At 57.6% G+C, this 15,086-nt stretch carries 9 protein-coding genes; 3 read left to right on the top strand and 6 right to left on the bottom strand.

Annotation, left to right across the window (positions count from 1 at the left end):
• From VG146_13635 to treY, 3 genes are all read left to right on the top strand, one after another.
• Positions 1-649, top strand: a 649-nt coding sequence (locus tag VG146_13635; protein ID HEV2393389.1) for an alpha amylase C-terminal domain-containing protein, incomplete at its 5' end; no start/stop codon positions are given.
• Between the two features lie 4 nt (positions 650-653).
• Positions 654-3,119 (top strand): DUF3536 domain-containing protein, encoded by a 2,466-nt coding sequence (locus VG146_13630; GenBank protein ID HEV2393388.1) that lies wholly within the window; start codon positions 654-656, stop codon positions 3,117-3,119.
• Complete coding sequence (treY, locus tag VG146_13625; protein ID HEV2393387.1) at positions 3,120-6,143, top strand: malto-oligosyltrehalose synthase; 3,024 nt, start codon at positions 3,120-3,122, stop codon at positions 6,141-6,143.
• A gap of 20 nt (positions 6,144-6,163) precedes the next feature.
• Here treY and VG146_13620 read toward each other — a convergent pair whose 3' ends face one another.
• The 6 genes from VG146_13620 to VG146_13595 all read right to left on the bottom strand — a co-directional run bounded on the left by VG146_13620 (position 6,164) and on the right by VG146_13595 (position 14,780).
• Positions 6,164-8,200 (bottom strand): amylo-alpha-1,6-glucosidase, encoded by a 2,037-nt coding sequence (locus VG146_13620; GenBank protein ID HEV2393386.1) that lies wholly within the window; start codon positions 8,198-8,200, stop codon positions 6,164-6,166.
• Between the two features lie 46 nt (positions 8,201-8,246).
• Entirely contained in the window at positions 8,247-10,205 is a 1,959-nt protein-coding gene (treZ, locus tag VG146_13615) for a malto-oligosyltrehalose trehalohydrolase (protein HEV2393385.1), read from the bottom strand.
• Positions 10,206-10,429: 224 nt separating this feature from the next.
• Complete coding sequence (locus VG146_13610; GenBank protein ID HEV2393384.1) at positions 10,430-11,098, bottom strand: YceI family protein; 669 nt, start codon at positions 11,096-11,098, stop codon at positions 10,430-10,432.
• Positions 11,099-11,149: 51 nt separating this feature from the next.
• Positions 11,150-12,520 (bottom strand): Gfo/Idh/MocA family oxidoreductase, encoded by a 1,371-nt coding sequence (locus VG146_13605; protein HEV2393383.1) that lies wholly within the window; start codon positions 12,518-12,520, stop codon positions 11,150-11,152.
• A gap of 391 nt (positions 12,521-12,911) precedes the next feature.
• The gene (locus tag VG146_13600) at positions 12,912-14,285 is read right to left on the bottom strand and encodes a 3-deoxy-D-manno-octulosonic acid transferase (protein HEV2393382.1); all 1,374 of its coding nucleotides are present in this window, start codon (positions 14,283-14,285) and stop codon (positions 12,912-12,914) included.
• 150 nt (positions 14,286-14,435) lie between these two features.
• Positions 14,436-14,780: a hypothetical protein gene (locus VG146_13595; protein ID HEV2393381.1), complete on the bottom strand. Its 345-nt coding sequence runs from the start codon at positions 14,778-14,780 to the stop codon at positions 14,436-14,438.
• Between the last annotated feature and the right edge of the window lie 306 nt (positions 14,781-15,086).

Here is a 15,086-nt window from a genome sequence, read left to right as displayed (position 1 = left end):
ACGACCCGCCGTCGGGCGGCCAAAAAACATCTATAATCGACGATTTTGGGCGCAAGTCCCCAATCTAGCCGATTTAATGCCCTCCGCGCAGCACTGGCGCAACGCAGGCACCGACGCTTCCCCCTTTTGGGACAGGCTCTATCTAGTCCCGGGCAAGAAGCTGCTGTTCATGGGCGCCGAGTTTGCCCAATGGGAATCCTGGCATTCCGATGCGAGCCTCGACTGGCACCTGTTAGCTTTTCCTTTCCAGAGCGGGGTTCTGAGGCTTGTGGGCGATCTCAATTGCCTGTATCGGCGCGAACAAGCCCTCCATCGCAGCGATAGCCTTCCCGTCGGCTTCGAATGGGTTGAGCCCCACGATGCCGAGCAGAGCACCCTCAGTTGGCTCCGCCGCGACCCGCAACGGCGCGAGGTCTTGCTGGTCGTTGCCAATTTCACTCCAGTGGTCCGGCGCAATTTCCGGGTCGGTGTCCGGCGCAGCGGCAGTTGGCGCGAAATTCTCAACAGCGACGCCAAAGAGTATGGCGGGAGCGGGCAGGGAAATTTTGGCGGGCTCAACACATCACCTTTCAGCTCTCATGGCTTGCCCTATACCCTAAGCCTGACCCTGCCACCTCTGGCGCTCCTTGTTTTCAAGCACGAAGATTAACCTTATGGAAAAACTCATCTGCATTCACGGCCATTTCTACCAACCCCCTCGCGAAAATCCCTGGCTCGAATCGGTCGAAGTTCAGGACTCAGCGGCGCCCTGCCATGACTGGAACGAGCGAGTCACCTTGGAATGCTATGCCCCCAACGCCACCGCGCGCATCCTGGACGGTGAAGGCCGCATCGCGGCCATCACCAGCAACTACTCAAAAATCAGCTTCAACTTCGGCCCGACGTTGCTGGCCTGGATGAAACAGGCCTGGCCGCAAATGCACGAGGCAATCCTCCAGGCCGACAAGCTCAGCCAGCAGCGCTTCTCCGGGCATGGCTCGGCCCTGGCGCAGGTCTATAATCATATGATACTGCCGCTGGCCAACAACCGGGACCGGTTTACCCAGGTCCTTTGGGGTATTCGCGATTTCGAGTCGCGTTTTGGCCGCCAACCCGAAGGGATGTGGCTCTCTGAAACCGCTGCAGATGGGCCAACCCTTGAAACCCTCGCCGAGTTGGGAATTAAGTTCACAATACTCTCGCCCTTCCAGGCCAGCCGAACCCGCGAAATAGGAAAAAGAAGCTATCGCGATGTCGATGGCGGGCGCATCGATCCGACACGGCCCTACCTCGTCCGCCTGCGCTCGGGCCGCTCGATTTCGGTTTTCTTCTATGATGCCCCGGTCTCCCAAGCGGTCGCCTTCGAGAAGCTTTTAACCAGCGGCGAGCGCTTGGCTCACCGGCTCATGTCGGCCTTCGATGATCGACGCCAGTGGGACCAGCTCGTCCACATTGCGACCGACGGCGAATCCTACGGCCATCATCACCGCCATGGAGAGATGGCTTTGGCTTATGCCCTCCGCTTTATCGAGGACAACAACCTGGCAAGGCTTACCAATTACGCGGAATACCTCGAGAAACACCCCCCAACACACGAAGTCCAGATTCATGAAAAGAGCGCCTGGAGCTGCACGCACGGCGTCCGCCGATGGATGGAGGACTGCGGCTGCAACAGCGGGGGCCACCCCGGGTGGAACCAGGCCTGGCGCACCCCTTTGCGCAACTCCCTGGATTGGTTGCGCGACGAGCTGGCCACGCTCTTCGAGCAAAAGGCCAAGGAATTCCTCCGCGACCCATGGCAGGCCCGAAACGATTATATCTCGGTTATCCTCGATCGCTCCGACTCAACCCGCGAAAAATTCTTCTCAGAGCATTGGACCCATCCATTGCAGGACGACGAAAAAATCTCCGTCCTAAAGCTCATGGAACTCCAACGCCACGCCCTGCTCATGTACACCAGTTGCGGCTGGTTTTTTGACGAAATCTCCGGCATCGAAAGCGTGCAGGTCGTCCAATACGCCGCTCGGTCCTTGCAACTGGCACGCGAGCTTTTTGACAAAGACCTCGAAGCCGGTTTTCTAGAGCGTTTTGAAGGGGCCAAAAGCAACCTCCCCGAGCACGTTAATGGCCGGGAAATCTACGCGAAATTCGTCAAGCCGGCCATGATCGATTGGCCCAAGGCCGCCGCCCATTACGCCATCAGTTCCATCTTCGAGCAATATGGCGAAGAAACCCACATCTTTTCCTTCCAGTTCGAAGACCAGCATCGTCAGCTCTTTTCTTCGGGCAAAACCCGCCTCGCTATCGGGCGCACCCGGGTCATTTCCGAAATCACACGGGAATCCCAGGCGCTCATTTACTGCATTCTTTATTTGGGCGAACATAATCTGACGGGCGGGGTCCGTTATTTTGATTCCGAAGAGGGCTATGCGGCTATTCTTCGCGATGTCCAGGCGGCCTTTCAACGCGCTGATTTCCCCGAGACCATCCGGCTGATCGACCGCCATTTTGGCCAGGCCTCCTACTCGCTGCGGTCGTTATTCAAAGACGAACAGCGCCGGATTCTGGGTGAAATCCTCGCCAGCACAAGGGAAGACCTCGAAGGCCGCTTCCGTCTGATCGCCGAGCGGTACGAACCCCTGATGAAGTTCCTGCAAAGCGCCGGCGCGCCGTTGCCCGAAGGGCTCGATGCCATTGCCAATTCGGTCCTGCAGAGTGACATCCGCCGCCAGACTCAAAGCGAGCCCCTGAATATCGAGCGTTTGACCTCCCTGCTTCACGAGGCCCTGGCCCGGAACGGCGGAGTGCTCAATGCCCATATCAGCTTTGCTGTCAAAAATCGCCTCGAACAAATGACTCAACTCCTGGCAGATCACCCAGACGATATCGACCAGATGCGGGCTCTGCAACAGTTCGCCCAACTCGTCATGCCGCTGCCCTTGGGGCTGAATCTGTGGAAAGTCCAAAATACCTATTGGGAGATGGCGCAAAACATTCTGCCCGATTTCCAGCAGCTCGCCAACCAGCGAGAAGAAGCCGCGCAGACATGGGTCACTCAATTCCTGGCCTTGGGCGATACGCTTGGCTTTGCTACTAAATCACTGCAGCCGGCTACCCCCGCAGTCCAAATGGCGGCTTAAATGCCCTCCAGAACTCCAGGCCCTCCACTCGTCCGCGTCAGGCGCCCGATAAGGCCTTGCACTAATGTCCCTGCTGTCGAGGCTGCGCCGGCACAGGCCACGTCACGGGCGCTCGGCAAACGGATACCGCTTGCCACCTATCGCTTGCAGTTCAACGGTCAGTTTACCTTCGCCCAGGCCACCGATGTGGCCGACTTTCTGGCCGAGCTAGGAGTTTCCGACTGCTACTGCTCGCCTCTTTTCAAAGCCGCTCCTCAAAGCGCCCATGGCTATGATGTCTGCTCTTACGACCAGTTGAATCCCGACCTCGGAACTGCATCCGACTTCGAGCGGTTCGCGGCGCGCTTGCGCCAGCTTGGGCTGGGACTGCTTCTGGACACGGTCCCTAATCATATGGGCGCCGATTCGTCGAATCCCTGGTGGCACGACGTCCTGGAAAACGGGCCGGCTTCCTCTTACGCCTCCTGGTTTGATATCGATTGGCAGAGCGAGCGCCCGGGCTTGACCAATAAAGTCCTGCTCCCTGTTCTCGAAGACCACTACAGTAAAGTCCTCGAAGCCGGCAAGCTTCAGGTCGCTTTTGACCAGCGCGGTTTTGTGGTGAGCTATTTCGAGCGCTGGTTCCCGTTGTGTCCGCCTTCCTATATCTGCTTGCTCCAAGAGATGCTTCGGGTTTGCTCAACTCGAACACCGAACAGCGCAGCGCGTCGTGACCTCGAACTCCTGATTAAGAGCTTGCGGCAGCCCCAATCCAGCTCTGGCTCCTCTCCTGGCCAACCCTCAGCAACTTATGCGCTTATTGCAAATCGAGCGCACCTGCGCGAGTGCCTCGCCAAAGCCCTCAAGCAATTCAATGGCGCTTCCGGCAAGCCGCATTCGTTTGATTCGCTGCATGCCCTTTTGCAGAAACAACACTATCGCCTTGCCTTTTGGCGCATTGCTCCCGAGGAAATCAATTATCGCCGGTTCTTCGATGTGACCCAACTGGTCTCCTTGCGCGTCGAGCGTCCCGACGTATTCCACGCCACACATCGGCTCATTTTCGAGATGCTCCGCGATGGCCGGATTACCGGGTTGCGCATAGACCATCCCGACGGACTTTGGGACCCAAAAACTTATCTTCAACGCATGCAGGCGGGCGCATCGCTCATTCGCGCATCACTTTCAAAGCAAATCAGCCTTGCCTCTCAGAAGGACACTGCCCGCGCCAACGCCTCGCCCGAACCCAGCGCCGCCCCTCTCTACATCGTCGTCGAGAAAATCCTGACCGGTGACGAGCCCTTGCCGCAATATTGGCCTGTCGATGGGACAACCGGGTATGATTTTCTTAACCGGGTTAATGCCCTCTTTGTCAGCACCGCAAATCAATCCGCCTTTGACCAAATCTACCGTGAGTTTACCGGTTGTGAGACTGATTTCAAAACCCTCGTTTACAAGTGCAAAAAGAAAATTCTCGAAAGCGCTTTTTCAGGGGAACTTCGCGCGCTAGCTGGCCGTCTCAAGCGAATAGCGGCCCAGACCCGTTATGGCCAGGATTTTACCCTCCGGCAACTCGAGACTGTCTTGTCCGCTATCATCGCGTCCTTTCCCGTTTATCGTACTTATGCTGACGAAACATCTACCAGACTCTCCGAGCCTGAGACAGATTACGTCCTTGAAGCCTCCGGCCTGGCCGGGCAACGCAACCCCGGCATCAATAAAGCTGTTCTGGAATTTATCCGCAACCTCCTGCTGCTCGAAACCCCTGAGGATTGCGATGAGCGAGGAAACGAACTCTGCCGCGAGTTGGTGCTGAAATTCCAACAGCTTACCGGCCCCGTGATGGCCAAGGGCCTCGAGGACACTGCGTTTTACAAGTACAACCGGCTCGTTTCGTTAAACGACGTGGGCGGCGACCCTTCCAGTTTCGGAATCAGCTTCAAGGATTTTCAAGCCTGGTTGGACTCCCAACGCGCCCACTGGCCCAATTCCCTCCTGGCCACCGCCACCCATGACACCAAACGCGGTGAAGACCTTCGCGCCCGAATCAGCGTCCTTTCCGAAATGCCCAAACGATGGCGGCAAGCCCTCCAGCGATGGCGCAAGATGAATGGGAGACATAAGACCGCCGCTCGTGGCGTAATGGCGCCTGATGCCAATGACGAATACTTGCTGTACCAAACCCTCCTCGGGGCATGGCCGACCGAAACCGGCCTCGACGCGCTCGCCTCCTTTCGTCAGCGGGTAACCTCTTATATGCTCAAAGCCCTCAAGGAGGCCAAAACTCACACCTCCTGGACCGACCCCGACCCCGCCTACGAATCGGCCATAACCATTTTCATCCAGAAACTCCTCGACGAGTCCTTCTCGAAACAGTTCCTCGAGAACTTTATCTCGTTTCAACGCAAGGTCGCATTCTTTGGCCAGTTTAACTCCCTTAGCCAGCTCCTGATTAAAATCACTTCTCCCGGCGTGCCCGATTTTTATCAGGGCGCCGAATTATGGGATTTGAACCTGGTCGATCCCGACAACCGCGGGCCGGTGGATTTCGCGAGGCGCCGGCAAATGCTGGCAGAGCTAAAGAGCCAGTGGGCCGGTTCGCGAGCCGATCAACTAGCCCTTTTAAACGGGCTGTTGCGCAACTGGCGAAGCGGGCAAATCAAACTCCACCTGACTTGGCGCGCCCTCAAATTCCGGCGCGAACATCCGCAGCTTTTTCAAAAGGGTGACTATCTTCCGCTGAACGCAACCGGTCCCGCCGGCGAGCATGTCTGCGCCTCTGCGCGCGTGTTTGAGAACCAGACCTGCCTCTCCGTCGTTCCGCGCCTTGTCCATACTCTCGTGGCTGGTGTCGAGCGCGCCCCTTTGGGCAAAGAGACCTGGCACAACACCCAGCTTATTCTGCCCGCGGCGAAAACTGGTCAACAATATCGGAATGTGCTGACGGAAGAGCGGCTCACCGTCAACCCTCCGGGCAAGGCCTTGCCCTTGGCCGAAATCCTTCGTTCCTTTCCTGTGAGCCTGCTGGTGCTGACGGAGTCGTAACGCCTCACCTTGGAACAGGCTTACTGCGTCTTGACCCATGCCCGCAAGACCTCCGCGACGCTCCAGGCCTGGGTGATGCAGCCTCGCGGGGTAAAGGGCGGTTCGGCGTCGAATATCTCATTAATCGAGCCAATGCACCCCTCGTTCAAGTGCGGAATGAACCCCTCCAGGAATTTTCGCGCGCCGGAGCGGTCCTCGGGATGGACCTTCAACCACGCGTCAATGAATGGTCCCATCAACCAGGCCCAGACCGTGCCCTGGTGGTAAGCGGCGTCGCGCGCCCGAAGGTCGCCGAAGTACTTCGCTTTATAGTCCGGATGATCGCGGCTCAATGAACGCAACCCGACGGGTGTCAACAACCGTTCGCGGACCTGTTCGAGCACAGGTTTCCAATACTGCTTATCCAAAACAGGGTGTTCGAGCGAAAATGCCAGGAGCTGATTGGGCCGGAAGGCATTGTCATCCCCTTGTTCTCCATCTACCACGTCGTACAAATAATTGCCTTGCGGGTACCAAAACCTGCGGTTGAAGGATTCCCTTGCCTGGCGAGCCCGGGCAGCCATCGCTTCAGCCGCCTTTTCTCCCTCCTCTGCCCGCAGCCAATCCTCCATCAAACACAGGGCATTGTACCACAGCCCGTTGATTTCAACGGCTTTCCCGCGCCGGGGAGTGACCACCCAATCCTCCACCTTCGCGTCCATCCAGGTCAGTTGGTAACCGGCAGCCCCTTGGCGTAGCAGGCCATCCTTCGCATCCGCCTGTATCCCGAATTTCGTGCCGTGGAGGTGATGCTCGATTATAGCCCGCAGCTTGGGCAAAATCAGCCGCAGCGTGCCCCGGTCCTGAGTCACGGCCAAATAGCGGCTCAGCGCGTGGAAAAACCACAGCGTGGCGTCCGCGGTATGATAGAGGCCCTCGTTCTTGCCTTCTGGAAAGAGGTTGGGAATGAGGCCATCCCGGACATAATGCGCGAAAGTGCGCAGAAGCCAGCCTGCTTCGGTAAAGCGCCTGGTGGTCAGCGTCAGGCCCTCGAGGCTAATCATAGTGTCCCGGCCCCAATCTGTGAACCAGTGATAACCTGCTATCACCGTTCGCACCTCGTCACCCGCCGCATGTGCCCGCGCCGCATCCTGGATGCGCCCTGCCGGCGTAATCAGGAATTGGTCGGCTGCCAGGACCAGGTCGGCGGCTGGGGAACTTTGCGCCGCGGCCTCAGAACACGCAACCAGCCGCCGGTGCCGGTCGTGATAGAATCCCACAGCCTCCTGAGGGGTCAGGGCCAGCATCGTGCTCCACCACTCCGTGGACGCAATGAGCGTTGCGTCCCGGCGGGCGTGCAGCGTCGCGCTGAAATAGCCCGGACTCCACAACAAGCCCCGCGCCTGACAACCGCGCTCGGCCTCCTTTTGATAATGAATTTCGCGCCGTGTCCCTCCATCATAAGTGAAAGCCGAACGGTCCGCCCACAGCACCATTCGCAAACGTGGCGGGAAGTCTTCGAGGGTCACTTCGTATTCGCCGCCACTGACACTGAACCGATAGCCATCCAGGCGGCCCGCATCGACGGCCTGTTCGTGGCTGCGGAAATGTATCGAGGGCCGCAGCTCCAGTTGCACATCCTCCTGGGCGGACAACAAATGATAATTCACGTGAACGGTGTTCTGTCCATAAAGGAAGAGAACATGCTTCTCGAGAATGATGCCCTCGACTTCGTAGTGCCAGATGGGCAGGCCATTTTCGAGTCGAAATTCAGTGATAAAATGCGGCAAAGACCGTCCCTCCTCAGGCTGCCCTGATTCCTCACCGCCTATTTGCAACCTGCGGCCATCTGGAAAGCGGATCGATTCAGCCAAATGATTGAGCATGACCATGCGGCCAAATGGCGCCGGCAACGCCGCAATGAGCAGCCCATGATAACGCCAGGTCACGGTGCCCGAGATGGTTCCCGAGGCATAGCCGCCCAGTCCGTTCGTCGCCAGCCATTCACGGTGCAAGAGCTGGCGGGCGACCTCTCCCTGCGCCTGCGTCAAATCAATCCTGCGGATTAGTGTTTCCATGGATACCCGTTCTGCTGCTGAGGTTGAATCCCGCGCAATGTCCCTTTCACACTTGCGCCGGTTCAAGCACCACCGTCGCATGCCCCGGCACCATCCAGATTCCCTCCTTCTCCAAGGGCGTAATGCCCCGTCCGCCGTAACACGGAGCGTCACTGGACCATTTCAGCGTCCAGGCACTGCCTGCCACTGGCGCAAGCAGCGGCTCCGGCGCCGGGCTCAATTGCAGATCAACACCCAAATTGACCAACAGCAGCCTGTCCTGGCCGCTCTTGCCAAAAAACCGAAGCACCATCGCATCGGCCCCAAGGACAGCCCCATCGACAGCCCCTGCCCGCGGCTCTTTAAAGACCTCATCCTCGCGCCGCAGCTTCAACAGGTCATGGTGCATCTTGTAGATGTGGCGGTGCCGTTCCCGTTCCGAAAAATCCAGTTTGCAGGACTCAAAGGTCTTAACGGAGCTCGGGTCCGCGAGATGCACCTCGCTTTCGGACGAGGCAATGCTGGAGAATTGCCTCAGGAACTCATGCCGGCCTTGCCTCACCAACCGCGCCAGCTCGGGATTGTGGTCGGCAAAAAATAAGAAAGGAGCCGACGCCCAGAACTCCTGGCCCTGAAATAGTAAGGGTGTTCCAGGCCCCAGCAGCAGCAGCGCCGTCAGCGCCTTGCATCGATTCGCGCCTCCTATTTGGTGCATGCGCAACCCGCGCAACGAATTCGCCACTTGATCGTGGTTCTGCAAATAATTGATGAACTGTTCCGGCGCCAGCCCGAACGTCGGGCTTCCGCGCCGTTTTTTTTGCCAGCAAAACCATTGGCCTTGGTAAAGAAAGCCCCGCTTTACCGCCGAAATGAGTTCCTGCGGGCTGCCCTTGTAGTCGCCGTAATAGGCCTCGTTGTGCCCGGTCAGCGCGACGCGCGCCGTGTGGTGAAAATCATCGTTCCATAATGCATCCAGCCCATAACCCCCTGCCTCAAATGGCCGCGCCAGCCTTGTCTCCTGGCTCTCATTCTCGGCAGCCAAATAAACCGCCTTTCCTTGGGCGGCCTCACGGACTCGCCTCGAAATCAGCGAAAGAATGTGATTAGGCGATGCGTCGAAGATTTGCTGCGTCGCATCCAGCCGCAAGCCGTCCAGGTGGAATTCCTCAATCCAATACGCGGCGTTGGCAGTGAAAAACTCCCGGACCGGTCCGCTCTGAGGACCATCAAAGTTGATCGCCTGCCCCCACTCATTTCGGTAACGATCGGTAAAATAGTCCTCTGAGAATTGCTTCAAATAATTACCATCCGGCCCGAGATGGTTATAGACGACATCAAGAATAACACCCAAGCCGGCCCGATGCGCCTGATCAATAAAAGCCCGCAAATCATCTGGCCGTCCATAAAGGCGTGTCGGAGCAAACAAACTCACCCCATCATATCCCCAGCCAAATTGACCCGGGAAATCGGCTACGGGCATCAGCTCGATCACGGTAACGCCCAGGCGCGCTAATTCCGGTAATTGCTCTGCCGCCGCCGCCCAGGTCCCCTCCGGGGTGAATGTGCCAATGTGAAGTTCATAGATGACTTGGCCTGGCCGCTCGACCCCACGCCACTCGCCGTCACGCCAGCGGAACTGAAACGGATCGACAACCTCTGAGGGGCCATGCGGTCCATTGGGCTGAAAACGAGAAGCCGGGTCCGAAAACGATCCCGCTCCCGGTTTAAACTTATAGAACACCCCCGGATGGGCCTCGGCTACAAACCCGGAAAAGTAACCACCGGCCTCAGATTCCATCTCAACCTCTCGAAGCGCGCGAGCAGGAAAGTCCAATCGATCACAAAGCTGCAACATCATCTTCCGATGCTTTGGCGCCCAAACACGAAAATGCGTCCCGCCTCCCGCCACGACTTCGGCGCCAATGGGAAGGCGCCGCGGCTGGTGTATCTCCTTGGGCGAAACTACACCCCGCGTCCTACCCGCTTTCCGTCCCGTTCCCTGCGGGACAGCGTTCTGCGCCTTCATAAGTTATTTGCCACTAACTTGGCCTGAAATGGCCCCGCCGCAAGTGGGTGGAAACTACTTTGGAGAAAGGAAGAGGGATGGGGATGATGGCTAAGGGGGAAACATGCAGAAAAAACAGGAGGAAACGGAGATGTTATCTCCTGTTCAAACCGGGGACCGGGAACAGACCGCGCCAAGGCCTTGGAAAGCCTTGGACTGCGGTAGTCCTCTCAGCCTACTCAGTCCTACTTGGCGGCCTCGGCGGTCTTTCTTTGCTGGACCGGCCATTCAAAGCTGAGCTTAACGGGGTCGCCTGTGCTCAGCAGCCCAATCAGGACCGGAGGTTGAACCCCGAAATCGGTCATTTTGACCGTGGTGCTGCCGGAAATCTTGAGTTTCTTATCCCCAAGCGGCAGGACGTTCACAGGCAGTGCCACCTGATTGGTCACGCCCGCCACTTCGAGTTCTCCCCTGGCATCGAACACGTACGGAGCATCTTTGCTCTTGGCTGGTTCCTTCAGTGTGAGTTCGGTCACACGAAAGACGATCCAACGATGAGCGTCCGCCTTCAATTTGCCGTACATCACTTCATCCATCTTGTCGCTGTAGGGTGACCCATCTTTTTCGATGCTCTTGAGCGATGTGACCGGGATTCTGGCGATGGCGCGCGCTTCGATCTTGCCAGGCTTGACATCCTGGCCCGGCTCGGTTGGGAAATTGGACCCAGCCTCGACCGAGCCGGCAATCAAATGACCCTCGACTTGCCAATCGTGGACAGTCGATGTCCCTTCGATTCTGACCTTCATGCCGGCCCCCGGTTTGGCGTCGAAACGCGTCAGCGTTTGCGCTCGAACCCCCGTATTGAGGAGAAATAAAAGTGCGACTTGGCCCGCGATCAGTGTTCGTATTTTCATAATAGTTGTTTTCCTAAAGCAAGCGCCGCAGCAATCGGTTCCCGCTCGGCGTCAGCTCAATTCATACCATTCCGGCTTCAACACGAGTCGATTCTGACTCAGAATCGCCTCATTCGCCTTGATGCCCATCACAGTCGCCCGGAATCCTTCCAAATAGTCAGAGGCCGGTCGCGCCACCGCGCGCACTTTGGCGACTTGTTCAGCCAATGCCTTGGGATCATCGGTCCCGAATGAAGAAGTGAAATCTTCAATCGCATTGGTGATGTCCGCTGCATTCAGTGTGAATCGTTGAAGCGCGAAGAACAGCGGCGTGCTGGTGATTTCCTCTTTCTGAGCCTGCTGGCCGGTGGGCACCACCGCTTTGCTGGCATTGGCTACCAGGGCAATGCCCGTTTCCTTGTAAAACATCTCTTTTCGAGCATAAACTTCCCAGCCTAAAAGCGGTGAATCGACTTCCTTGAACAACCAGGCATTGCTTTCTCGCAGCATGACCGCCGCGTCGCTCCCATAAACAATCTCATACTGCCCGTCAAACGAGTTGGCCAGGGTGGCATCATAAAACATATTCACCCCTCCGGGAAATTCGAACACGGCCTGGACCGTGTCGGGCACGTCTCGTCCGTCATCTGTATAAAAATTAATCCCGCCAAACCCGGTGACGGCTTTTGGCATAGCGCTGAGGAACCATGCCACCTGATCAACCGCGTGGCTGCCGATCTCACCCATCAGACCGGTCGAGGTCTCCTTGCTCAGACGCCAATTCAACTCCTTCTCTCTTTCCGGTTTTGGTGATGCGGAGCGCCAACTCTGCTTTTTGTGCCACTGCGCGCGCGCCATGATCGATTTGCCAATTGCCCCCGAGCGCAGAAACGGCAACAGAAAATGCCGCTGCGGGTCCGAGCGCATCTGGAACCCGGCCTGGAACACCTGTTGTGCGGCGATTTTGGCGGCCAAGGCAATTTCCCGGGCGTCTTCGACGCTATGGGCCAGCGGTGCCTCGCAATAGACGTGTTTGCCGGCCTTGAGGGCTTCGAGGACAATCTCTTTGTGCTTGTGCGTGGGGGTGGCCACGATGACGGCTTTGATATCCTTATTGGCCAGGATCGTCTTGTAATCGGCCGTCTGCGCCGCCTTGGGGGCCGCATCGGCGGTACGGCGGACCATTGCGGGATAAGTATCGCAAATTGCCGCCACCTCCGCCTGATCAATCTGCATCAGGGTCGTAACGATCTCCCGCCCCCAAAGTCCCAAGCCGATCACCCCCACTTTCATGCGCGGTCCGGCGTACGTGCTCAAGGCCGGGGCCGGGGCTTGGCCCAGCAACTCCACCCCGCCAAGCATCGTCATCAGCGTCGCTACCGAACCGCCCTTCAAAAAATCGCGCCTGTTGAAATCCACTGCCGAATTCTCGTTTTCGTTCATATCACTAATCTATTTATACCGCTCAGGCGGAGGCGCAGTGTGCCTGTTCTCCAAGGCAGGAGCAAGCCCGGTGTCAGCGCCCACGCAGTTCCCGCTTTGTCGCCCGCCAGTTTTGCCCGCGCCATCAATGTTCTTTTGCAACTCAATCCGCTTTTTCCAGGGCTCAAATCCCCAAAATGCTTCTAATCGTTGCTAATCAGTCAGACTGAAATCCACGGGATGGAATTCATTTTTGCGCATGAGGTCAAGACAGGATTGCTTACAACGATTCGTTCATGCTCTTCGATTTGCATGTGCTTGAAAACAGCCGCTTCTTTGGCCCTCGACGAGATGGACTGAACCGCGCGGAGTTGATTGACGCTTGACAGATTGAGAAGGTCCGCTGGGCTGTTCACCCGGAACCCGCACGGTTCTCCTTGTTCGTGGATCGCACTGCTTGGCGCTTGGGCGCCACGTAAAGCTCGCCGCCTTCCAGGTGCTGAACGATCATGTCCACCGTCCGCTCAATCGCGCCCAGGTTTTCCCGCACGACAGCCAGCGCATTGCGCCCCAGTTCCTCCCGTCGCCCTTCATCCGCCAGCAGATTCTCGAGCGCTTTCTCCAGCTCCGCGGCATCATGGACCTGGACCGCTCCGGCGCGCCCAAGAAAACTGCGCACTACTTCCGCAAAATTCTCCATGTGCGGCCCGAACACCATCGCTTTGCCCAGAGCGCCGGGTTCGATTGGATTTTGGCCTCCCTGCGCGGTCAGGCTCTTGCCGATGAAAATGAGAGTAGCCTGCTCATAAAAATACTTCAGCTCACCGGTGGTATTGACGAGCAGGCATTGGATTTGATTTTCGCCATACCGGGTAGAAGCCGTGATTTCATTCCGGTAAATGAATTTGATGCCGTGCTTCTCCAATTCCCGGCCCACCTCGCGGCTGCGTTCGAAATGACGCGGGACCAACACCAGGAAAAGGTCCGGGAAACGGGCGCGCAAGCGGAGGAACTGGCCGGCCAGGATTGCTTCCTCACCCGGGTGCGTGCTGCCGGCCACCAGCACCCGCGCCCCGCCGGGCACGCCCAACTGCCTCAGCATGCCCGGCACATCCAGCCGCCGGCGCTCATCCAGCTTTGCGGCGTCAAATTTCATGCTCCCCACCACGTGAATCCGCTCCGGCAGGCAACCCAACTCCCGCAATTTGGCTGCGTCCTCCTCATTCTGAGCGCCGACGGCTGTAAACGACCCAAAAAGACGGCGGAACAGAAAACCAAAATAGCGATAGCGCGGGTAGGACCGGGCTGAGAGCCGGGCATTGACCAGGAACAGGGGAATGTCCATGGCACGGGCGCGCCAGAGGAAGTTTGGCCATATCTCTGCCTCGACGAGCACAATGGCTTCGGGACGAATGGTCTTGAGCGCATGCGAAACGCACTTACGGAAGTCTATTGGAAAATAAATCCGGCTGACATGGCTGGGCAATTTGCGGTGCAGTTCTTCCATACCCGTTGTCGTGGTGGTGGAAACCACAACCTTGAGGTTCGGCAAGCGCGGTTCGAGCGCTCGAATTAATTGCGTGCAGATGTTCACCTCGCCGACACTGACCGCATGCAGCCAAAGCGTATGGCGATTGGTAATTGCCTGTTTAAATTTGGAATTGTAACGCCCAAAGCGTTGCGCGAAGCCCTCCACCCAATTGCCTCGCCGCCACATGCGCAAGAAGTAATAGGGAGCGGACAGGGCGAAAGCGACCGTGAACAAGATGTTGTAAAGGATCCGCATGGTGTTGGCCCCAGCTCTCCGTTCCGCCGCCCATCTTCCCTTACCTGGACCCCCAACGCAAAACAAATTTCCAGCCGCCACCACTGAGGAAAGATCAAGGATAAGGGATGAAAGATGAGGATTTGGGCCTCCCTTCATCCCTCATCCTTCTCATATTGCCAGCAGATCGCGGCTGCGTTGGCGCACCTGTTCTTGGCGCGCGGCCACTGCCAACGCCGTCTCGGCCTTTTCCTCAAATAAGAGCGGGAAAACCAAAAGCGGATAGGGGGTAACCCATGCCAATGCGGCTGCCTCATTGGCTGCCCGGCGCACTCGGCTGTTCAAGTCCGGTTCCCAAAGTTCTTCCAGCCTCTCGGCCAATAACCGGCTCTTGAGCCGCTCAAAACGGTTCTCCGCATCCGCTCGGAACGGCGCCCCCGCCACCGCTCTGACCTCAAACCGCACTTCCGGCGCGAACCGGGTTAGGACCCTTTTGCTTTTCGCATTCATCATCATTTCTTTCTTTTTGACCGCATTGCGACGCTTATTCTTCAACAAAAAACCCGCGATTGACTGGCAATCGCGGGTTTCGTTAAATTCAATAATCTCGATTAGAAGTTACCCCCCGCGCTGCCGCCACGGCAGACACAACGCTGCCACATGGACGTCTGCCCCTGGGCACTCTGGCCGTGGACAAAAATGTTCACTTTCTTCATAATCGACGCGCCTAAGAAACACGCCAAATGCTCTCCTGTCAAATTGTTTCTGGCCTTTCCGCTTTGACGCGCGCAGCCGGCCACGCTAAAAGTGGGCAGTTTCACG

It is taken from the genome of Verrucomicrobiia bacterium (genome assembly GCA_035946615.1).
GTDB lineage: Bacteria > Verrucomicrobiota > Verrucomicrobiia > Limisphaerales > UBA8199 > DASYZB01.
The sequence above is the reverse complement of the archived record's forward strand: the minus strand, read 5'-3'. Positions and strand labels throughout refer to the sequence as shown.

What these genes read in the sequence shown, in the direction of transcription:
- treZ (HEV2393385.1), bottom strand. Translation starts at nt 10,205, where the DNA reads ATGAAGGCGCAGAACGCTGTCCCGCAGGGAACGGGACGGAAAGCGGGT.
- VG146_13605 (HEV2393383.1), bottom strand. Translation starts at nt 12,520, where the DNA reads ATGAACGAAAACGAGAATTCGGCAGTGGATTTCAACAGGCGCGATTTT.
- VG146_13595 (HEV2393381.1), bottom strand. Translation starts at nt 14,780, where the DNA reads ATGATGATGAATGCGAAAAGCAAAAGGGTCCTAACCCGGTTCGCGCCG.
- VG146_13620 (HEV2393386.1), bottom strand. Translation starts at nt 8,200, where the DNA reads ATGGAAACACTAATCCGCAGGATTGATTTGACGCAGGCGCAGGGAGAG.
- VG146_13600 (HEV2393382.1), bottom strand. Translation starts at nt 14,285, where the DNA reads ATGCGGATCCTTTACAACATCTTGTTCACGGTCGCTTTCGCCCTGTCC.
- VG146_13630 (HEV2393388.1), top strand. Translation starts at nt 654, where the DNA reads ATGGAAAAACTCATCTGCATTCACGGCCATTTCTACCAACCCCCTCGC.
- VG146_13610 (HEV2393384.1), bottom strand. Translation starts at nt 11,098, where the DNA reads ATGAAAATACGAACACTGATCGCGGGCCAAGTCGCACTTTTATTTCTC.
- treY (HEV2393387.1), top strand. Translation starts at nt 3,120, where the DNA reads ATGCCCTCCAGAACTCCAGGCCCTCCACTCGTCCGCGTCAGGCGCCCG.